This window comes from Cyanobium sp. ULC065, from assembly GCF_977927515.1.
Genome location: NZ_OZ376393.1, coordinates 237274 through 255993, shown reverse-complemented (window position 1 = coordinate 255993; position 18720 = coordinate 237274). Strand labels below are relative to the sequence as shown.

Annotated in this window: 21 protein-coding genes and 1 tRNA gene; 10 read left to right on the top strand and 12 right to left on the bottom strand. The window is 67.2% G+C overall.

Features of this window, described 5'->3' with window-relative positions; genetic code table 11:
• Positions 1-14: 14 nt before the first annotated feature.
• Positions 15-971, bottom strand: coding sequence for a Rossmann-fold NAD(P)-binding domain-containing protein (locus tag ACXMDP_RS01165; protein WP_255141019.1), 957 nt, complete (start codon positions 969-971; stop codon positions 15-17).
• A gap of 34 nt (positions 972-1005) precedes the next feature.
• Between ACXMDP_RS01165 and ACXMDP_RS01160 the strand changes: the two genes are divergently transcribed.
• A complete protein-coding gene (locus tag ACXMDP_RS01160; RefSeq protein ID WP_259729019.1) occupies positions 1006-1251 on the top strand; it encodes a hypothetical protein in 246 nt (81 codons plus the stop codon).
• A gap of 15 nt (positions 1252-1266) precedes the next feature.
• Here ACXMDP_RS01160 and ACXMDP_RS01155 read toward each other — a convergent pair whose 3' ends face one another.
• Complete coding sequence (locus ACXMDP_RS01155; RefSeq protein ID WP_259729020.1) at positions 1267-1683, bottom strand: HNH endonuclease; 417 nt, start codon at positions 1681-1683, stop codon at positions 1267-1269.
• A 261-nt stretch (positions 1684-1944) separates the two neighbouring features.
• Here ACXMDP_RS01155 and ACXMDP_RS01150 point away from each other — a divergent pair, with 261 nt between their 5' ends.
• Positions 1945-3489 carry an SNF2-related protein gene (locus ACXMDP_RS01150; protein ID WP_259729021.1) on the top strand — a complete coding sequence of 515 codons (1545 nt, stop codon included), beginning with the start codon at positions 1945-1947 and terminating at the stop codon, positions 3487-3489.
• Between the two features lie 19 nt (positions 3490-3508).
• On the opposite strand, the gene ACXMDP_RS01145 is transcribed toward ACXMDP_RS01150, so the two are convergent.
• The 3 genes from ACXMDP_RS01145 to ACXMDP_RS01135 form a co-directional block, all read right to left on the bottom strand.
• Positions 3509-3904, bottom strand: coding sequence for a hypothetical protein (locus ACXMDP_RS01145; RefSeq protein WP_259729022.1), 396 nt, complete (start codon positions 3902-3904; stop codon positions 3509-3511).
• A gap of 16 nt (positions 3905-3920) precedes the next feature.
• A complete protein-coding gene (locus ACXMDP_RS01140) occupies positions 3921-4472 on the bottom strand; it encodes a DUF6554 family protein (RefSeq protein WP_399232685.1) in 552 nt (183 codons plus the stop codon).
• A gap of 97 nt (positions 4473-4569) precedes the next feature.
• The gene (locus ACXMDP_RS01135) at positions 4570-5091 is read right to left on the bottom strand and encodes an AbrB family transcriptional regulator (RefSeq protein ID WP_094511166.1); all 522 of its coding nucleotides are present in this window, start codon (positions 5089-5091) and stop codon (positions 4570-4572) included.
• Positions 5092-5185: 94 nt separating this feature from the next.
• On the opposite strand from ACXMDP_RS01135, the gene ACXMDP_RS01130 reads away from it, so the two are divergent.
• Entirely contained in the window at positions 5186-5482 is a 297-nt protein-coding gene (locus tag ACXMDP_RS01130) for a hypothetical protein (RefSeq protein ID WP_255100490.1), read from the top strand.
• A gap of 428 nt (positions 5483-5910) precedes the next feature.
• Positions 5911-6132, top strand: coding sequence for a hypothetical protein (locus ACXMDP_RS01125; RefSeq protein WP_233132859.1), 222 nt, complete (start codon positions 5911-5913; stop codon positions 6130-6132).
• Between the two features lie 472 nt (positions 6133-6604).
• Here ACXMDP_RS01125 and ACXMDP_RS01120 read toward each other — a convergent pair.
• Both ACXMDP_RS01120 and ACXMDP_RS01115 read right to left on the bottom strand, forming a co-directional pair.
• A tRNA-Gly gene (locus tag ACXMDP_RS01120) sits at positions 6605-6676 on the bottom strand.
• A gap of 64 nt (positions 6677-6740) precedes the next feature.
• A complete protein-coding gene (locus ACXMDP_RS01115) occupies positions 6741-7892 on the bottom strand; it encodes a pyridoxal-phosphate-dependent aminotransferase family protein (protein ID WP_259729023.1) in 1152 nt (383 codons plus the stop codon).
• 53 nt (positions 7893-7945) lie between these two features.
• On the opposite strand from ACXMDP_RS01115, the gene cbiD reads away from it, so the two are divergent.
• The 5 genes from cbiD to mrdA all read left to right on the top strand — a co-directional run bounded on the left by cbiD (position 7946) and on the right by mrdA (position 13737).
• Positions 7946-9091, top strand: a complete 1146-nt coding sequence (cbiD, locus tag ACXMDP_RS01110; protein ID WP_259729024.1) for a cobalt-precorrin-5B (C(1))-methyltransferase CbiD — start codon at positions 7946-7948, stop codon at positions 9089-9091.
• Between the two features lie 107 nt (positions 9092-9198).
• Positions 9199-10776 carry a glutamine-hydrolyzing GMP synthase gene (gene guaA, locus ACXMDP_RS01105; protein ID WP_457767196.1) on the top strand — a complete coding sequence of 526 codons (1578 nt, stop codon included), beginning with the start codon at positions 9199-9201 and terminating at the stop codon, positions 10774-10776.
• A 103-nt stretch (positions 10777-10879) separates the two neighbouring features.
• Positions 10880-11488 carry a hypothetical protein gene (locus tag ACXMDP_RS01100; RefSeq protein ID WP_255100494.1) on the top strand — a complete coding sequence of 203 codons (609 nt, stop codon included), beginning with the start codon at positions 10880-10882 and terminating at the stop codon, positions 11486-11488.
• Between the two features lie 81 nt (positions 11489-11569).
• Positions 11570-11974: a hypothetical protein gene (locus tag ACXMDP_RS01095; protein WP_259729026.1), complete on the top strand. Its 405-nt coding sequence runs from the start codon at positions 11570-11572 to the stop codon at positions 11972-11974.
• Positions 11975-11979: 5 nt separating this feature from the next.
• Complete coding sequence (gene mrdA / locus ACXMDP_RS01090) at positions 11980-13737, top strand: penicillin-binding protein 2 (RefSeq protein WP_259729027.1); 1758 nt, start codon at positions 11980-11982, stop codon at positions 13735-13737.
• 49 nt (positions 13738-13786) lie between these two features.
• Here the strand turns inward: mrdA and ACXMDP_RS01085 are convergent, their stop codons facing one another.
• The 4 genes from ACXMDP_RS01085 to ACXMDP_RS01070 form a co-directional block, all read right to left on the bottom strand.
• Entirely contained in the window at positions 13787-14920 is a 1134-nt protein-coding gene (locus tag ACXMDP_RS01085) for a glycosyltransferase family 4 protein (RefSeq protein WP_094511156.1), read from the bottom strand.
• A 28-nt stretch (positions 14921-14948) separates the two neighbouring features.
• Positions 14949-16145, bottom strand: coding sequence for an NAD-dependent epimerase/dehydratase family protein (locus ACXMDP_RS01080; RefSeq protein ID WP_094511155.1), 1197 nt, complete (start codon positions 16143-16145; stop codon positions 14949-14951).
• Positions 16146-16227: 82 nt separating this feature from the next.
• Positions 16228-16395: a photosystem II assembly protein Psb34 gene (gene psb34, locus ACXMDP_RS01075; RefSeq protein ID WP_094511154.1), complete on the bottom strand. Its 168-nt coding sequence runs from the start codon at positions 16393-16395 to the stop codon at positions 16228-16230.
• A gap of 74 nt (positions 16396-16469) precedes the next feature.
• Positions 16470-17318: a thiazole synthase gene (locus tag ACXMDP_RS01070; RefSeq protein ID WP_259729028.1), complete on the bottom strand. Its 849-nt coding sequence runs from the start codon at positions 17316-17318 to the stop codon at positions 16470-16472.
• Between the two features lie 54 nt (positions 17319-17372).
• Here ACXMDP_RS01070 and ACXMDP_RS01065 point away from each other — a divergent pair, with 54 nt between their 5' ends.
• Positions 17373-17924 (top strand): hypothetical protein, encoded by a 552-nt coding sequence (locus ACXMDP_RS01065; protein WP_259729029.1) that lies wholly within the window; start codon positions 17373-17375, stop codon positions 17922-17924.
• 117 nt (positions 17925-18041) lie between these two features.
• On the opposite strand, the gene ACXMDP_RS01060 is transcribed toward ACXMDP_RS01065, so the two are convergent.
• Positions 18042-18701: a tetratricopeptide repeat protein gene (locus ACXMDP_RS01060; protein WP_311134102.1), complete on the bottom strand. Its 660-nt coding sequence runs from the start codon at positions 18699-18701 to the stop codon at positions 18042-18044.
• Between the last annotated feature and the right edge of the window lie 19 nt (positions 18702-18720).

Below are 18720 nucleotides of genomic sequence, written 5' to 3'. Positions count from 1 at the left end.
CCGGAGACGTGGGCTCATGCGGCCTGGTCGCCGTTGCCGCGCGCGGCCGTCCGGCGCTCTTCGGCGAGGGCCTCGCGAAAACCCTCGCGGTAGCTGGGGTAGCGCAAGGTGTAGCCCAGGTCATGGCAGAGCCGATGGTTGCTGGCGCGGCGATTTTCCACCCAGAAGCTGAGTGCCATCGGGCTCATGCCACCGCAGATGTCCTCAAACCGCTCCACGGTCGGCAGTTTGCAGTCGAGCAGATGGGCGGCGTAGCCCAGGCTTTCCGTTGAGGGGCAGGGGCGGTCGTCGGAGAGGTTGACGATCCGCGGGCGCCGCTGGGGCGGCAGGCCGATGCAGTGGATCAGCGCTCCCACAATGTCATCGACATGGACGCGGCTGAACACCTGGCCCGGCTTGTGCACGAGCCTGCTGGTGCCCTGCAGCAGGTTCTGGAAGGGGCAGCGACCGGGCCCGTAGATCGCCGGCAGGCGAAAGATCTGCACCGGCAGGCCACTGCAATCCCACGCCTGCTCACAGGCCAGCCGGGCGCGACTGCGCGACGCCCCTGGCGCGGGAGGAGTGGTCTCGTCCACCCAGCGACCGCCATGGTCGCCGTAGACGCCGGTGGTGGAGAGGTAGCCGATCCACTGCAGCGGCAGCTGGGCCAGCAGCGGGGCCAGATGTTCGAGCACCGGATCCTTTCCCTGCCCGTCGGGCGGGATCGTCACCAGCACATGGGTGATGCCGTCGAGCGCCTCGGCATCGGGCAACGCGCCGTTGTCGGGGTCAAAGCTCAGCCAGCGCAGCGGCAGCGCGCTGCCAGCGGATCCCCAGGGGGTGAGCGCCTCCGGCTGGGCCGGCTGGCGGCGGGAGGTGACCGCTACCGGCAGCGCGTGTTCGGTGAGGGCCTGGGCGAACCGCAGTCCGCTGTAGCCACCGCCCAGCACCAGCACGCTGGCCGGCCGGCCATTGACATCACCGACCGTCATGAGTACACCTGTATCACATTCATGGCTTTCGTTGATGACCGCCTCCTCTCTCTCTAGCTCCCGCAGGGTGCCAGCCGGCCCCTTCGTGGCCCGGAGTCAGCGCCCCGCCGCGCTTCTCTCTGCCCGCACGGCCACCTGGAACACCGCTCTGGCCTGGGCTCCGGCCGTGCTCGCCCTCAGCCTGGTGCTGGTCGTCTCCGTGCTCGCCCCGGAAGCCCCGGAGCGGGAAGAGGGGATCTGCGTCCGCCACAACGGCCCGGTGGCCTGCCGGGTCTGGTGAACCGGCGAGGCGCGCTCAGGCCGCCTGAAAGGCCCAGTCCGTCCCTGCTGGAGTGGCTCCGGCATGGAGCGGCGGGCTGGAGCTGGGCTCCGGGTTGGCCCAATGGAGCAGCCGCACCGCCAAGCGTAGATCCCCATCCATCCAGGCACGGATCGCCATGGCCCGCCGCGGGTCGTAGAAGCGCTGACGCCGGTACCAATCGAAGGGATCGGCATCGCTTTTGTGGCCGTTGCAAGCCAGACAGGCCGGCACGCAGTTCGCTGTCACGCTCAGGCCACCACGGCAGCGGGGCATCAGATGATCAATGGATTCGGAGCGATTGCCGCAGTAAATACAACGATTGTCAGTGTGTTTGTGGAGAGATTGACGCCAGCGCCTGACGCGAAGTTTGGGGCAGAGATCTTCAAGGAACACCGCATCTCTCGCGTGCATCCTGATGGCTCAGTTGCGGAGAGTTTGCCCCCACCTCAAGAGATGTCAATGTGTCGAGGATTGCTTTTTTCGGCCTTCAGCGCCAACGGTTGCCCGTCGCCCCGATTCGACTAAATTTGTCTTCGGCCCGCTTGCAGCGCCCCCGTCGCCAGCCGCTCCCCCGCCGTCAGCAGCTCTCCCTCGGTCAGCCGCTCCCTCGGACCCCGCACGGTTTCCGCCGCCACCTGTCTGCTGCGTCTCGGTCCATCGGGACAGATCGAGGTGGTCTCCCCCTTTGATCCCGTCACTCAGGCCCAGTTGCGCGCCGTGCGGCCCCGGGGCCAGTGGCAGGCGCGGCGTGGTTGCTGGGCCTTTCCGCTCGAGGCCTCGCTGGCCTTACGCCAGCTGCTTGGCCAGCGCTTCCGGATCGATCCGGAGCTGGCGCAGTGGATGGCATGGCTGGAGCAGCCCCTGCCGCCCCTGCCGCCTCACCGCACCCTCGTGTCCCAGGCCGCCCTGGATCAGCCTCTGGCCGATGGGCGCCGTCTGTTCGCCCATCAGCGGCTGGCGGCGCGTTGGCTGCTGGCTCGCCGCGGTGCCCTGCTGGCCCACGCCATGGGCCTGGGCAAGACGCTCACGGCGTTGGTGGCGGCCCGGGCCATGGTCCGGGCGGCGGATTGCCGCATCGCCGTGGTGGCTCCAACCGCCCTCCATCCCCACTGGCGGCAGGAGGGCCTCTCCCTCGCCCTTGATCTGGAGCTGATCAGCTGGGCGGCCCTGCCGCGCTCGTTGCCGCCGGCCGCCACGGTGTTGATCGTGGATGAGGCCCATTTCGCCCAGAACATCCAGGCGGCGCGCACCCAGGCCCTGCTGCGGCTGGCCAGACATCCGCGGCTGCGGGCGATCTGGTTGCTCACCGGCACCCCGATGAAGAACGGCCGCCCGGTTCAGCTGTTTCCGCTGCTGGCGGCAATCGGCCATCCCCTCGCCCAAGACCGGCACGCCTACGAGGAGCGGTTCTGTCAGGGGCACTGGAGCGAACGGGGTGGACGGCGCCAGTGGCAGGCGGTCGGAGCCGAGCGGCTCGATGAACTCCAGCGGCTGACAAGGCCGCTCGTGCTCCACCGCCGCAAGCAGGATTGCCTCGACCTGCCTCCAAAGTGCCGCCGCATGCTCCCGGTGGCGCTCGGGGAGTCCCAGGCGATGGCGTTCGAGCAGGAACTGGCCGCCAGGCTGGACGACTATCGCTGCCGGGCCGCCAGGGGCGAGGTGCGCCGCGACGCCGAGCCCCTCGCCATGCTCACCGCCCTGCGCCGGATCGGTGCCCAGCACAAGCTGCCTGCCGCCATCCAGCTGGTGGAGGCCCTTCTGCGCCAGGGGGAGGCCGTGGTGCTGTTCACCGCCTTCGTGGCCAGTGCCGAACAGCTGCAGGACCGCCTGGGTGGGGCGCTGCTCACGGGTCGGCTGAAGGCGGTGGAGCGCCAGGCACAGGTGGATCGCTTCCAGGCCGGGGCGACGCCCTGCCTGGTGGCCACTTTCGGGGCTGGTGGCTTGGGCTTCACGCTGCACAGGGCCGCCCATGTGGTGCTGTTGGAGCGCCCCTGGACGCCGGGGGACGCGGAGCAGGCGGAGGACCGCTGCCACCGCATCGGCATGGCCGGACCGCTCACCAGCCATTGGCTGCAGCTGGGCGTGGCCGATCAGCTCGTGGACGGAATCATCGCCAGCAAGGCCGAGCGCATCACGCTGCTGCTGGAAGGCCGTCAGACGGCTCTGCGGCGCCAGGCGCTGCCGGCGATGGTGCGGCAGCTGATCGAGCGCTGGTGATCATGGTGCTGACCCCTGATCAGGTGCCAGGCAGCGGTGCCTTCTCCTGGCAGCCCTCCAGCCGGATGCGGATGTCGATGGCCAGCTGGGAGTCCTCCGTTCGGTTGCCCTGTTGCCGCAGCAGCTGGGCGGCCCGTTCGATGTCCCTGCAGGCGGCCTCCTGATCGCCACCCAGGCTGTGCAGCACGGAGCGCTCGCTCAAGGGGCGGGGATCGGTGGGGAAGGCCTGCACCGATGCGTCACAGCGCTGCAGCGCCGCCGGCAATTCCGCCAGTTTCACCTCACGCAGGCAGTCGTCGTTGGCTGGCGCGTCGCCTACCTCCGGCGGCGGAGCCGCCGCACAGCCGATCAACGCCAAGCCGGCCAGGGCGACCGTGGTGAGCAGGCGGATCCCCTGCAGCCGGTTCCTGCTCAAGTGCAGTGCAACACCTTCAATTGTTGTAGCGCTCCTCGCGGGTCATGCCCCCTTGGATCGGCACCGGCCCGCTGGAGGTGACGGCAGGAGCCGCAGGGGCAGGGTTCTCGCTGCCGAACAGCGCGCCCAGGTACTGGCCGCAATCGGGGAAGGCGTCCGGGTTGTTGACCACCGCCTCGGTGATCATCACGGCGCCGTGCTGCGGAGATGTCTTGAACAGGCTCGCGGATTGCCGCCGGATCAGGGCATAGGCCGCCGTCCAGCTCACCTCGTGGTTGTTGCCCGCCTTGCGCATGAAGCAGTACACCTGCGCGCCCTTGCTGCCTTGATCGGCAGGCAGCGCTGTGGTGGCCTGGCTCAAGGCGGGCTGTGGGATCGCCCCGGCCGTCAGGAGGGAACCAGCCAGCGTGAACAGACCTGCTGTGAGGGCGGTGCGGATGCGGCGAAAGGAGCTGGCTCGCAGAGCACCGGCTGGAGCAAGGCCGGACTCGGCGGCGCTGGTTTGCAGAGTGCCGGCCCGAACAGTGTCTTGGTGAACAGTGGCGCGGCGAACAGTGGGGTGCTGCATGGAAGGGTGGAGGCGGGCCCGAGGCTGCTGGGCCCAACGTATCGGCCGTGCTTCGGCTGTCGAGGGGCCTCTGTGGCGGTTATGGCCAGGGCCGGGCTCAGCCCGATGACGAACCGCCCGTGCTGCCGAGCACCAGGCGCACGATCACAGGCAGCACCAGCAGCACGGTGATCAACCGCACGGCATGCAGGGCCGCCACGGCCGCCCCTACACCGAACTGCGCTCCCACCAGGCTCATGCCGCTGATGCCCCCCGGTGCTGCGCCCAGCAGGGTGATGACCGGATCCACGCCCAGCAAACGGCTCGACCACAACCCCACCACCAGGCCGGTGGCCACCAGGGCCACGGTGATCAGGATCGCCGGCCGCCACAACACACGCAGCTCCGCCAGCGCGGCACTCGTGAGCCCAGTGCCGATCACCGTGCCGATGCCGATCTCCAGCAGGGTGCGGGTTCCGGTGGGCCATTGGGCCACTTCGAGGCGCCCGCTCATGCTCGCCACGGCCGCTCCAAGCAGCGCGCCGGCCAAAGGGGCAGCAGGAATTCCGGTACGCAGAGCCAGTAGGCCCCCGGCCGTCCCGCACAGCAGATAGAGCACCAAAGTCGCTGGTGCAGCCATGAAGAAGATCCGCTGGTGGGATCCCTCAGTCTGAAAGACGACTTGAGCCCGCCGGGGATGTGTGTTGTCATCGGCGTTACCGACTTTGCCTGCGATGACGACCGAATCGGTGTCTTTCCGGATCACGCGAACCGCCGAGGATCTTGCCCAGACGGTGGCCGCCCTTTCCCATCGGCTGGTGAAGCTGGAACAGCGGCTTGGCGCCCTTGAAACGGCGATCCAGCGGCCTGAGTCGCCAGACCAGGCTCAGCTCGATGCCCTCGACCACGTGGAAGCGCTGCTTCAGGACTGCCGGCAGCTGCTTGATGAGCCAGGTCCCCAGGCGGAGGCGGTGGCCGAAGTGTTCCTGTCATCGGCACCCGAGCCGCAGAGCTACCGGGACGCCGCCTAGCTCACCTTCTCTCGATGCACTGGCCAGGGGTGGCAGAATGAAAAGAAAGCGAACATGGCTTTCACCTATCCCGCTTGCCCCCTGCCACGGCCCCTCGGGTCGGCTGGGCTGAACGCCACCGGAACCTCCGCCTCCCGCACGTTCCCTTCCTGCACACCTCCTTCCGCTTATGTGGAGCGGGGGCACCAACGCGAAAAGCTTGAATTCGCCCTTGCTGTGGCGGTGAGCCGGGGTGATCAGTCTCGCGTGGAAGCCCTGAGATCGCAGATTGCCGATCTTGTCGACGAGGGAGAAGAGCCTGGAACATGAGCGTTTGGCGGCAGGCCCAGCCGTATGGCGGCCGGCAAAGCTGTTACTTTTCGCTGCGGCAAGAACTCAGGCAGCTCTGCTCGAAACCCCTACACTTGCGCTATTCATGATCTCCGGTTTTGACAGTCGTCGCTAAAAGCATGGCGGTGAAAGCAGTTTCGCACGAGCAGCGTTCTGCCCTCCTTCAAGAGATCAGCCGCCATGAGTCTGCTGCCAAAGCGGCAGCGCAAGAGGGCGATCTGGCTGAATCTGCGCGCTGCATTCTGCTGCTCCTCGACTGCGAGCGTCGTGTGGGTGGCCTTGGCCCCCAGGTGTTGCAACTGATCAAACCCCGCGCCTGAGCCTGCACCCCCGCCTGGGTCAGCGGCCACCCTGCCGATCACGGCATCTTCCGGCCTGGCCTTCCCCAGGCAGGTGTTGAGCCAACGCCCTCGCGCTGCCTGCCTGGTGTGACGGCCTCACGGTCTGCCGCGCAAGGGTCAATGCCGCTTCGCCCCTGCGCAGCGTTATCAGATCCGGCAGATGCCACAAGGGTTCCGGCGATGCTGGATAGGACCGGCAGATGTGAGGAACAGTCCTGATCCGCAGACGGGCACCCTGCAGGTCGTTAGGGGGAAGGCGGAGAGTGCTTGAGAGCCTCAATCCAAGTGCTGCCAGGCGGTTGGGTGGCTGCCGATCAGCCAGGGGTGCGATTCATTCGCTGCACACGCTTCACTTCAATGCCCCTTCATTGGGCGATGTGCTTGGAGCTGAAGCAGCTTCAGCAGTTAAGTGCTAAACAGCTCAAAACCAATTTAAATTGAACATCTTTCAAGCGGGTGACCGGATTCGAACCGGCGACGTTCAGCTTGGGAAGCTGACATTCTACCACTGAATTACACCCGCATTCCTGCAATGTAGCAAGGTGCCGGAAGGCGGCCTCCTGGAAGGCCGCCCCGCGCGCTGCGCCTCAGCGGGCCAGCTCGGTGGCAGCGGCTGCCATGCCGGCTCCCACGGTGGCTGTGGCCATGCCCATCTCCTGCAGGGTGGCTTCGATCGCCGCCACCGCCGTAAGCACATCCCGATCGCAGACGAAGCCGAGGTGGCCGATGCGGAACACCGAGCCCTTCAGGTGGTCCTGGCCGCCGGCCAGCAGGATGTCGTAGCGGGCCTTCACTTTCTTGCGCAGCACTTCGGCGTCGATGCCGCTGGGTGCCACGGCGGTGATCGAGGGGCTGCCGTGGCCCTCCGCCGCGTACAGCGGCAGGCCGATCGCCTTCATGGCCGCGCTCACCGCGCGCCGGTGGCGTTCATGCCGGGTGAAGATCGCTTCCAGGCCTTCGCTCTGCATCATCTCGAGGGCGGCCTCGAGCGCGAAGTAGAGGTTCACCGGAGGGGTGAACGGATTGCTGTCCTGGGCGGCCGCTTTTCGATAGGCGCCGAGGTTCAGATAGAACTTGGGCAGGTCGGAGCGCTGCTGTGCCTGCCAGGCCCGCTCGCTCATGCCCACGAAGCCCAGACCGGGCGGCATCATGTAGCCCTTCTGGGAGCCCGAGCCCACCACGTCGAGGCCCCAGGCGTCCATGGGCACGTTGCAGGCCCCCAGGCTGGTGACACAGTCGGCCACAATCAAGGCCTGGCCGTGGGCATGCACGTGCCGGGCGATCGTTTCCAGGTCGTTGATCACGCCCGTCGAGGTTTCCGAGTGGGTGAGGATCACCGCACGGATCGCTTTGTCTGTATCCGCCTCCAGCGCCACACGGAACGCGTCCGGATCCAGAGGCTGGCCCCATTCGGCCTTGATCACCTGCACATCCAGCCCGTAGGCCTTCGCCACCTTGACCCAGCGCTCACCGAACTTGCCGTTGTCGCCGCAGATCACCTTGTCGCCGCGGCTGAGGATGTTGATGATCCCCGCCTCCATCGCCGCCGTGCCGCTGCCGGCGAGCACCAGCACATCGCTGCCGGTCTGATGCAGCCACTTGAGCTGCGCGGTGGTGCGCTTCACGATCGCCTGGAAATCGGCGCTGCGATGGCCGATCGGGTGGCGGCTCATCGCCAGCAGGACGGTCTCCGGCACCGGTGTGGGACCGGGAATCATCAGGGTGAGCTTGTCCTGCATGGGGAGTGGAAACGCGGGGGCGCAGCGGCACAATCAACCACCTTAAAAAACGGATGGTGAACGCTTCACCCGGCTACACCCTGCCGGTGTGGGTGACGGCGGCGGCGTGTGCCGCCGTGCAGGCGCTCCAGCGGGCGGAAGCTGGCCCTGCGGCTCCCTTCGAGGGCCTGCAGACACTGGAGTTGCTCGAGCCGCCCGGGCTGCAGCCGGTGCCGGTGGAAGCGGCGGCTCCGATCGGGCCAGGCCGAGCTCTCGGCATCAGTCGCTGCGACCCCGGCGCCGGCCTGGATCTCACCCGTGGCCTGGCGGTGTGGGTGGTGGCCTGCTGGATCCAGCCGCCGCCGGCCGGCGGCTCGTGCTTCGTGCTGGAAGCCGGCGAAGGGGTGGGGGTGCATGGCACGACGGGTGACCTGTGCGCCTCCGCCTATGCCCGTGCCCTGCTGGAGACGAACCTGCGGCCCTTGGTCGGTGCCGGCCGGGCGGTGTGCCTGCGGCTCGTGCTGCCTGAGGGCCGGGCCCTTGCGCTGCGCACCAGCAACGCGGCCTTCGGCGTGGTCGACGGACTGGCGCTGATCGGCACCCAGGCGGAGGTGCAGCGCAGCGCCGCTCCCGATCAACTGCAGGCCTGCCTGGCGGCCCTGGCGGCACGCACCGCCACGGCCGGCTTCAACGGTGATCTCGTGCTTGTGATCGGCGAAAACGGCCTCGATCTGGCGCCCAGCCTGGGGCTCCCCGCCGGGCTGCTGCTCAAGGCCGGCAACTGGCTGGGGCCGGTGCTGGTGGCGGCGGCGGAAGCGGGAGTGCGCCGCCTGCTGCTGTTCGGCTACCACGGCAAGTTGATCAAGCTGGCCGGTGGGATCTTCCACACCCATCACCATCTCGCCGATGGCCGCGCCGAGGTGCTCACCGCCCTGGCGGCCCTTGAAGGTCTCAGCGGTGAGGCCCTCGGCCGCCTGCATGGTGCCGCCACCGTGGAGGCAGCGCTCAGCGAACTGGTGGCCGTGGACCCTGATCTGGCCCAGCGGCTGGAGCGGCGCATCGCCGCGGCCATTGAGCAACGCAGCATGGCCTATCTAGCCCGCTACGGCAGTTTCCCCATGCGCGTGGGGGCCGCGCTGTTCGACCGCCGGCGCCAGCTGCGTGTGTGCGGACCTCAAGGCCAGGAGTTGCTGGAGGCATTCCGGCACCCTCTAGGGTGAGTCCCTCAGGCCTGGCGGCCCATGCGGGGCCTTGCTCCGGGGGCAACGCATCCGGCCAGCCGCCGATCAAGAAGCGTTCCGGTCGTATGTCTCAAGCTTCACAGTCGCTGGAACAGCCGGAGAGCCAGCGCCACCCGGCGATCGTGATCCTCGATTTCGGATCCCAGTATTCGGAGCTGATCGCGCGCCGTGTGCGGGAAACCGAGGTGTATTCCCTGGTGATGGGCTACGCCACCAGCGCCGATGAGCTGCGCGAGCTGGCCCCCAAAGGCATCATCCTCAGCGGTGGCCCCAGCTCGGTGTATGCCGAAGGGGCGCCTGTGTGCGATCCGGGCCTCTGGGATCTGGGCATTCCGGTGCTCGGGGTCTGCTACGGCATGCAGCTGATGGTGCAGCAGCTGGGCGGCAACGTGGTGGCGGCGGGCCGCGGAGAGTACGGCAAGGCACCGCTTCAGGTGGACGATCCCACCGATCTGCTCACCAACGTGGAAAACGGCTCCACGATGTGGATGAGCCATGGCGATTCGGTGGAGACTCTGCCGCCTGGATTCGCGCGGCTGGCCCATACCAGGAACACGCCGGAAGCGGCAGTGGCAGATCATCGGCGCCATCTTTATGGCGTGCAGTTCCATCCCGAAGTGGTGCACTCCACCGGTGGCATGGTGATGATCCGGAACTTCGTTTATCACATCTGCGGCTGCGAGCCAGATTGGACCACCAGCGCCTTCATTGAAGAAGCCGTGGCCGATGTTCAGGCCCGTGTCGGCAGCAAACGGGTACTGCTCGCCCTCTCCGGTGGCGTGGATTCCTCCAGCCTCGCCTTTCTGCTGCACAGGGCGATCGGGGACCAGCTCACCTGCATGTTCATCGACCAGGGCTTCATGCGCAAAGGGGAGCCTGAATTCCTGATGGAGTTCTTCGATCGCCAGTTTCATATTCGCGTGGAGTATATCAATGCCCGTGATCGATTCATCGCCAAGCTCAAGGGCATCATCGATCCGGAGGAAAAGCGCAAAATCATCGGTGCCGAGTTCATCCGTGTGTTCGAGGAGGAGAGCAAGCGACTCGGCCCCTTCGATTACCTCGCCCAGGGCACCCTCTATCCCGATGTGATCGAGTCGGCCGGCACCGGCGTGGATCCCAAGACCGGCGAACGGGTGGCTGTGAAAATCAAGAGCCACCACAACGTGGGTGGCCTACCCAAGGATCTGCAGTTCAAGCTGGTGGAGCCGCTTCGGCGTCTGTTCAAAGATGAGGTGCGCAAGGTGGGCCGCAGCCTCGGCCTGCCCGAAGAGATCGTGCGCCGCCATCCCTTTCCGGGGCCTGGCCTGGCGATCCGCATCCTGGGCGAGGTCACGGCCGAGAACCTCAACATCCTGCGCGATGCCGATCTGGTGGTGCGCGAGGAGGTGCGGGATGCAGGGCTCTACCACGACATCTGGCAGGCGTTTGCGGTGCTGCTGCCGGTGCGCAGCGTTGGTGTGATGGGCGACAAGCGCACCTACGCCTATCCGATCGTTCTCCGTTGCGTGTCCAGCGAAGACGGCATGACCGCCGATTGGTCGCGCTTGCCCTACGACCTGCTGGAGAAAATCTCCAACCGCATCGTCAATGAGGTGCGGGGCGTGAACCGGGTGGTGTACGACATCACCAGCAAGCCTCCCGGCACGATCGAGTGGGAGTGACAGCCGGCTGAAGGCGCCGCCGGCGGCGTTCTTTTGTCTGGTCTGGGTCTGGTCTGGCCCGCCCGGGACAGCTTCGATACCATCGGGGCCCGGCCTTCCTCTCTTGACTGTCGCCCTCGAGCAGGACCCGCAGCTGCAGCGCCGCCTCCAGCAGGACAGCATCCAGCTGGCCGGAAAGGTGATCTACCTCAATCCCTTTCTGTATTGGCGGCGCTTCGATGCCAACACCGACCGCTGGTTGCGCGAACCCGGTCAGCTGCAGGAGGAGCAGATTCTCGCCAACCGGGGCCGCTTCTACCCCGAGGTGCTGTGGGAGGAGATCCCCGAGCAGGAGGCGCAGATCAAGGATGGCGCCGTGGAGATGTTCCTCAAGACCCTGGAACTGATCAGCACCTTCAACCCCGAGCTCAGCGCCGGCCACCTGCTGGAGGTGGAGCGCAAGATGGCCGTGACCAAGAAACGCTCCTTCGAGCGCTGGGTGGAGAAGTCATTGCGCCGCCGGCAGACGTTGGAGCGGCAGGAGCGCCGCCGCTTCGATCGCGAGCGGCTGCTGCGCAGCTGGGGAGAGTGGGCAGGGCTGGACGTCACCCGACAGGCCGTGCTGCCGTTCACCGCGGTGCTGGTGCTGGCAGTGGGGGCCGGTTGGATGGTGGGCTCGCGCGAGTTCTGCCGCCAGATGATCGTCGATCCCGGCGTGCAGCGGCTGCCCTGAGTCCCTGCCACCTCCGGAGGGCGTCAAACTGGGGGCAAAGCCGCTCGCCTGCGCGGGTGGTGCTGCCTCGGTTGCTTCGGCATGGCTGATCCTCTCGATTCCCTTCGGCTCGCGCTGATGCAGGAGGTACTGCCGGTAGGTATGGCGGTGGTCGAGCGGGCGCGCAAGGGGGGCCCGCTCGAGGTGGTGGAAGCGTTCACCGCTTCGCCTGACCCGCTCGCCCAGCTGAAGCAGGAAGGCGATCCAGCGGCGCGGGCCGTGCGCCAGAGCCTTGATCAGATCCAGCCCGGTCTGGGCAATCCCGTGATGAAGGTGGAGGTGCACGATGTGGCCCCGCCACCGCCCTGGTCGCCGCAGGCGGGCGATCCGGCCGCCACCGGATTCTCAGAGGCCGCAGACCCGCAGCGGGAGCGGGAGGCGCTGCAGACCACCCTGGCCCGGATCTCCGAGCGCCTGGCGCTGCTCCAGCACCGCCTGGAGGCCTGACGCCCATGGCCGCTGGGCATCTGCACGGACAGGCCCGCCACGCGGGCATGCGGCACCAGCCGGCCTGGCTGCTCGGGCTGATCGTGCTGGTGCTGGGGGCGATGGGCGCCCGGCTCGTGTGGCTGCAGCTCGCGCAGGGGGCAGAGAACAAGCTGCTGGCGGATCAGAACCGCATTCGCCTGCTGCCGCGCCATCCGATGCGCGGCCGTCTGCTTGATCGCAACGGCCAGGTGTTGGCCAGCAGCCGACTCACCTACAACCTCTACATCCAGCCCCGGCTTGTCGATGACGCAGCCTGGCCGTCGCTGCGGGTGCAGTTGGCTGCGCTGCTGGCGCTCGACCCGGCGCAGCTCGATGCCAAACGCAAGGACGGCAGAGCCGTGGACGGCTTCCGCATTGAACTGGCGGGCCCCCTCAGCACCGAGCAGGTGTTGCGTTTTCGCGAGCAGGCCGAGTCGCTCAAAGGGGCTGATGTGGATGTCGACGTGCTGCGCGCCTACCCGCACGGACGGCTCGGCGCCCACGTGCTCGGCTACACGAGCAGCATCACGGAGGAGGAATACAAGGAGCTGTCTGAAACGGGCTACCGCCTGCAGGACCGTATCGGTCGCACCGGCCTGGAGCGCGTCTACGAGAACCACCTGCGCGGCGAGTGGGGGGGACAGCAGCTGGAAGTGAACGCCGATGGGCAGGTGCAGCGGGTGCTGGGAGACAAGCCGTCGCGGGCCGGCAACGATCTGCGCCTCACCCTCGATCTGGAGCTGCAGAAGGCGGCCGAGAAGGCCCTCAGCGGGGTGAGCAAGGGGGCGATCGTGGCGATGGATCCCCAGACCGGCGCGATCCGGGCCATGGCCAGCCGCCCGAACTTCGATCCCAACATCTTCTCGGAGGGCCCCACCACAGCGCAGTGGAACGAGCTCAACCGCCCGGAAGCCCCCATGCTCAACCGGGCGCTGCGGGGGTTCCCGCCCGCCAGCACCTTCAAGGTGATCACCGCGATCGCGGGGCTGGAATCGGGCTTGTTCAATCCCGCCTCCACCATCCTCACCTCAGGCTCCTTCTGCTACGACGGCCAGTGCTACGCGGATCACGGCAGCTTCGGCAGCATCGGTTTCCGCCTGGCCATGGCGGTGAGCAGCAACAGCTTCTTCTACCGGCTGGGCCTCAAGACCGGCCCCGATGAACTGTTCAGAGCGGCCCGCCGCCTGGGCTACGGCAGTCTCACCGGTGTCGAACTCAAGGGGGAGGAGAGCCCCGGCTTGCTGGGCGATCCCGCCTGGAAGCGCCAGGTGCTCGATGAGCCGTGGACCTCGGTGGACACGATCACCTCCTCGATCGGCCAGGGGGCCGTCACCGTGACGCCTCTGCAGATGGCCCGTCTGTATGCGGCAATCGCCAACGGCGGCTGGCTGGTGACGCCCCACCTGGCGGAGCGGCCGGTGGAGCGCCGCTGGATCGGCCTCAAACCCAGCACCTTGAAAGTGTTGCGGGAGGGGCTGCGCGAGGCGGTCACCAGCGGCACGGCCACCCTGCTGAACGACCCTTCGCTGCCCGCCGTGGCCGGCAAGACAGGCACCGCCGAGGATCCCCCCCGGCCAGACCATGCCTGGTTCGGCGGCTATGCGCCGGCGGGCAAGCCCAACCTGGTGATCATTGCCTTCGGCGAGAACAGTGGCGGCTACGGCGGCACCGTTGCCGCACCGATGGTGAAGGCCCTGCTCACCACCTGGTTCCGTGACACCCTGCCCCAGCTGCGCAACTGAAGCCGCGCGCAGGTGACATCGGATGGCTTCGAGCTGCTTCGGGGGGGCTTCAGGCCACCAGCTGCAGAGGGGGGCGCACCACCTCGCTGTAGAAGCGCCGCAGTTGCTGGGTGGCGCCCGCCCAGCCCCAGCGCTCTGCTTCTGCTCGTGCTGCCAGCCGCAGGGCCTGGCGCCGTTCGGTGCTGGCCAGCAGCCTTTCGGTGGCGGCGGTGAGGCTGGCCGGGCTGTCGGGATCGTAGAGGCAGCCGTTCACTCCGTCGGTGACGATGTCGGGGATGCCGCCGCGGTTGGCGCCCACCACCGGGCAACCGGCCGCCATCGCCTCCAGCAGCACCAGCCCAAGCGTTTCGGTGGAGGAGGGGAACAGGAAGGCATCGGCGCTGGCATAGGCGCTGGCCAGATCCTCGCCGCCCAGGTAGCCCACGAACGTGGTGGCGCTGCCGGCGAACACCTTCTCAAGCTGCTGGCGGTGTGGGCCATCACCCACCAACGCCAGCCTGGCCTGGGGCAGGGCATCGAGCACCGGCCGGATCCGCTCGATCTGCTTCTCCGCCGAGAGCCTGCCCACGTAGAGCAGCAGGCTGTCGCTGTCGCCGTGCACGCCGGTGAGTTTGCTGCGCATGGTCTGATTGCGCCATTCCGGTCGGAACAGATCGGTGTCGACTCCCCGCTGCCACAAGGCGGTGTGCTGGATGCCGTGCTGGCTGAGTTCCTCCACCATCGCCGTGGAGGTGCAGAGGTTGAGGGCCGCCTGGTTGTGGGCCGCCTTTAGCAGCTCCCACAGCAGCGGTTCGAACATGCCCATGCCGTAGTGCTCGAGGTACTTGGGCAGGTGGGTGTGGTAGCTGGCCACCAGGGGCACGCCCCGGGTACGCGCCAGCCAGATCCCGCCCAGGCCGAGCACCGCCGGGTTCACCACGTGCACCAGGTCGGGCTTGAAGGCGTCAAGCGCCTCGGCCACCAAGGGCCGCGGCAGCGCCAGCTTCAGCTCGGGGTAGAGCGGCAGGGGCAGGGCCGGCACGCCGATCACCCGTGCGCCCATGAAGGTGTCCGGGGCTCCTTCGGGGCAGAACAGCAGCACCTCGTCGCCCGCATCCACCAGGTGGGTCACCGTTTTGGTGAGCCGCGTGACAATGCCGTCGACCTTGGGAAGGAAGGTTTCGGTGAACAGTGCGATCTTCACGTGGACGGCGTGCCTGCGGACGGTCCGTTCAAACCACCGGTTGGAGCGCGGCCGCCTGGCTGTGGGTCCAAGTGGACACGCAGGGAATGCGGGAGCGATCGCAGCGATCGGCCCAGCGGCGTGCCACATCCACAACTTCGCCCAGTAGGCCGTCGTCGAGGGTGGTGGGCTTGAGCCCCAGCTCGATCAGGCAGCGGTTGTCGACGATCAGGTCGTTTTCGATGGCCTCCTTGCGGGGGTTGGGGAGGTGGTTGAGCTTGGCCCCGGTGACGGCCGCCACCTTTTCGGCCAGATCCTTGACCTTGTGGCTTTCGGTCATCTGGTTGTAGATGCGCACCTTCTCCCCTGAGGCGGGGGGATTGTCGATCGCCAGCTCCACGCATTTCACCGAATCGCGGATATGGATGAAGGCGCGGGTCTGGCCGCCGGTGCCATGCACCGTGAGTGGATAGCCGATCGCCGCCTGCATCAGGAAGCGATTGAGCACGGTGCCGTAATCACCGTCGTAGTCGAAACGGTTGACCAGGCGCGGATCCCTGTCAGTGAGATCGGTGTTGGTGCCCCAGACGATGCCTTGGTGCAGGTCGGTGACGCGGATGCCGTCGTTCTTGTTGTAGTAGAAGAACAACAGCTGATCCAGCGTTTTCGTCATGTGGTAGACGCTGCCTGGATCGGTGGGGTGAAGGATTTTCTCCTGGAAGCGGGTGCCATCGGGCTGGGGAACTTCCACCGTGAGATAGCCCTCGGGGATGGTGGCGCCACGGTGGGAGCCATAGCCGTACACCCCCATCGTTCCGAGGTGAACGATATGAATGTCGAGACCGCTTTCAACAATTGCACAAAGAAGATTGTGCGTGCCATTCACGTTGTTATCGACCGTGTAGCGCTTGGTGGCGCTCGACTTCATCGAATAAGGGGCGGCCCGTTGTTCGGCGAAGTGCACCACGGCACTGGGGCGCTCACTGCGCAGCAGCCCCAGCAGCAGGTCATAGTGCTGGGCGATGTCGAGTGCCACGAAACGGATGGGCCGGCCTCCGGTTTCCTCCCAGGCACGCAGGCGGTCGTTGATCGTGGCGATCGGAGTGAGCGATTCGACCCCAAGGTCGATGTCGATCTTGCGGCGGCTCAGGTTGTCGACGATCACGACGTCGTGACCGGCGTCGGCCAGGTTCACAGCGCAGGGCCAGCCGCAGAAGCCGTCGCCGCCGAGAACGAGAACCTTCACGTCTGAACTCCTGCTGAACGAGCGATTGCTCTCTTGGGGCAAGCTACTACAGGCATTCCGCCCCCCTCGTGCAGCAGTGGCGTCAGCTGATGCCGACCGCCACGCCCACCATGGCCAGCACCAGCAGCCCACCTGCGATCAGCAGGACGGTGGTGCTGCGGCTGCGTTCACCGCCGGCTTCGACCACCTGCATCCGCGGTTCTCTGGCAAAGGCGTTGAGCCTGCCCCCGTCCTCCTTGGTGACCGACATGGTGGGGTGGCCCGATTCAGAAAGCGAACCTTAACGATGTCCTTCCGCGCCGGCATCGAGGCCGAAAGGGAACGTCACAGGCGCGGAGCCTCGGTGTTGCCGACCCGTCCCCACTGGGGTGAGCTGGCCTGGGCGTCCGGTCGCTGCGGCAGGCGCCCGGCCTTCCAGGCGCACCGGCCCGCCTCGGTGGCCCGAGCCATCGCCCAGGCCATGGCCGGTGGATCGCCTGCCATGGCGATGGCGCTGTTGATCAGCAGGGCGTCAGCCCCCATCTCCATGGCCTGGGCCGCTTCGCTGGGTACGCCCAACCCCGCATCCACCACCACCGGCACCCCCGCCGACTCGATGATCAAGGCGATGTTGGCGGCGTTGCGAATGCCCTGGCCGGAGCCGATCGGAGAGCCCAGCGGCATCACGGTGGCGCAGCCCACCTCCTCGAGTCGACGGGCGAGCAGCGGATCGGCGTTGATATAGGGCAACACGGTGAAACCCTCCTTCACGAGCCGCTCGGCCGCCTCGAGGGTGCCGAATGGATCGGGCAGCAGGTGGCGGCCGTCGGGGATCACCTCCAGCTTCACGAAGGTGTTGTCTTCCTGGCCGGCGAGCTTGGCCAGCTCTCGGCCCAGCCGCGCCACCCGCACGGCCTCATCTGCGGTGGCGCAGCCGGCGGTGTTGGGCAGCATCCAGATCGTGCTCCAGTCGATCGCCTCAATCAGGCCCTGATGGCCTGCCGCCGCCGCTTGCACCCGCCGCACCGCCACGGTGACGATGTCGCAGCGGCTGGCCGCCAGGCTGGCCTGCATCGCCGCTAGCGAGGGGTATTTGCCCGTGCCGGTCATCAGGCGGCTGCGGAAGCGGCGACCGCCGATCACCAGCGTGTCGTCGGCGAGGGCGGACGGATCCGAAGCCGGAATCTGCACCATGGGGAGAAGTTACAGCGCACGCCTCCTAACCTTCGCGCAAGCCTGCTTGTTTCCATGACACCGGTTCTCCCCCTGCTGCTCGCCGCCAGTGCGGTGCCGGTGGGCAGTTTTGTGCCGTTCACCCTGCCGTCCGCCTCGCCGCTGGACACCTCCTTCAGTGAGACCGGTCCGGTGGAAACCTTCGATCCGGTAGGCCGGGCCGTGCTGCTTGCCGCCCAGTTGCCGCGGCAGTGGCGCGGCAGTTACCAGGCCTTTGGCGGCGGCGTCCCCACCCCTGTGGAGCTGCGCCTCGACACCGTGACGGCCATGGGCCAGATGATCGATCTGCGCGGCACGCTCACGGTGGGCGGCACCACCTCGCCGGTGCAGGGCAACCTCAATGCCAAGTCTGATCAGCTGGAGCTCATCCCCCTGATCGACACCCTCACTTTGGGCCTCGAACCAGGCGGTGATTTTCTCGGCCTGCAGGGCTTCTCGCTGATGGGCTGGAATGCACCGCGGCTCACCAATCCCGGTGGCCGGCTGGTGCTTGATCCCGTGAGTGCCTTCAGCCCACCCGCTTCCCGGCCAGCCGGCCAGGTGGCGCCAGTCCGCGGGCTGTGGTGACGACAAGCGAGCGCCCCTGAGGCAGCGAACCTCAGGGGCGGCTGGCCCTCTCCAGGCCATCTGTTCGGTTCCCGCTGTCGCTTTAAGCGGATCAGCCTGGAGCCTGACGACCTGTGGTCAGACCGGTGTGTTGGTGGGCGAGGGTTTTGGAGACGATTTGCTGCCTGTGCTGCTGGACCCAGCTGATGATGAGCCTGGCTCGCCAGTGCCCGCAGCCATCCCCTGGCCGCTGGTCGCCGGGGCTTTCAGTTCAGCTGGAAAGCGACGATCGAGCAGCTTCAGGCGCTTGAGGGTTGTTTTGTTGGTGGGATCGAGGCTCAGGGCCTTGGCATAGGTGTCCCGCGCCTCATCCGGTTTGCCCTGTCGCTCGAAGGCATAGCCCAGGTTGTTGAGTGCTACCGGGTAATCGGGTTTGGCCTGAAGAGCTGCCTTGTAGTGGCGGATGGCACTGGCGTAGTTGCTCTGGGCCGCCAGGGAAAAGCCAAGCGCGTTCTGAATCAGCGCCTGCGCCTCGGGGGGCTCACCGCCACTCTTCTTCTGGGCCAGGCCAAGGGTGTCCACCGCCTGGGCGTAGAGGCGCTTGCGCAGCTGCACAGAGCCGAGTTCGTAGAGAACGGCAGGGTCCTTGCCGTCCCCTCCCTTGGCTTGCCCCTCCAGCCGGGCCAGCGCCGCTTCATCGCGGCGGACCCGCATCACCTGCAGGGCGATGACCACGGCTGCACCGCCGAGCAGAAGGATCAGGCCGATCAGATAGGCCTGAGGCAGGAGAATGTCCATCGGGCCTCCCCGCAGTGCG

Bases quoted from the DNA above. Each gene is read 5' to 3' on its own strand.
- cbiD (WP_259729024.1), top strand. From the start codon at position 7,946: ATGGTGAACGCTTCACCCGGCTACACCCTGCCGGTGTGGGTGACGGCG.
- ACXMDP_RS01165 (WP_255141019.1), bottom strand. From the start codon at position 971: ATGACGGTCGGTGATGTCAATGGCCGGCCGGCCAGCGTGCTGGTGCTG.
- mrdA (WP_259729027.1), top strand. From the start codon at position 11,980: ATGGCCGCTGGGCATCTGCACGGACAGGCCCGCCACGCGGGCATGCGG.
- ACXMDP_RS01115 (WP_259729023.1), bottom strand. From the start codon at position 7,892: ATGCAGGACAAGCTCACCCTGATGATTCCCGGTCCCACACCGGTGCCG.
- ACXMDP_RS01140 (WP_399232685.1), bottom strand. From the start codon at position 4,472: ATGCAGCACCCCACTGTTCGCCGCGCCACTGTTCACCAAGACACTGTT.
- ACXMDP_RS01095 (WP_259729026.1), top strand. From the start codon at position 11,570: ATGGCTGATCCTCTCGATTCCCTTCGGCTCGCGCTGATGCAGGAGGTA.
- ACXMDP_RS01070 (WP_259729028.1), bottom strand. From the start codon at position 17,318: ATGGTGCAGATTCCGGCTTCGGATCCGTCCGCCCTCGCCGACGACACG.
- ACXMDP_RS01160 (WP_259729019.1), top strand. From the start codon at position 1,006: ATGACCGCCTCCTCTCTCTCTAGCTCCCGCAGGGTGCCAGCCGGCCCC.
- ACXMDP_RS01135 (WP_094511166.1), bottom strand. From the start codon at position 5,091: ATGGCTGCACCAGCGACTTTGGTGCTCTATCTGCTGTGCGGGACGGCC.
- ACXMDP_RS01060 (WP_311134102.1), bottom strand. From the start codon at position 18,701: ATGGACATTCTCCTGCCTCAGGCCTATCTGATCGGCCTGATCCTTCTG.
- ACXMDP_RS01130 (WP_255100490.1), top strand. From the start codon at position 5,186: ATGACGACCGAATCGGTGTCTTTCCGGATCACGCGAACCGCCGAGGAT.
- ACXMDP_RS01155 (WP_259729020.1), bottom strand. From the start codon at position 1,683: ATGCACGCGAGAGATGCGGTGTTCCTTGAAGATCTCTGCCCCAAACTT.
- ACXMDP_RS01065 (WP_259729029.1), top strand. From the start codon at position 17,373: ATGACACCGGTTCTCCCCCTGCTGCTCGCCGCCAGTGCGGTGCCGGTG.
- psb34 (WP_094511154.1), bottom strand. From the start codon at position 16,395: ATGTCGGTCACCAAGGAGGACGGGGGCAGGCTCAACGCCTTTGCCAGA.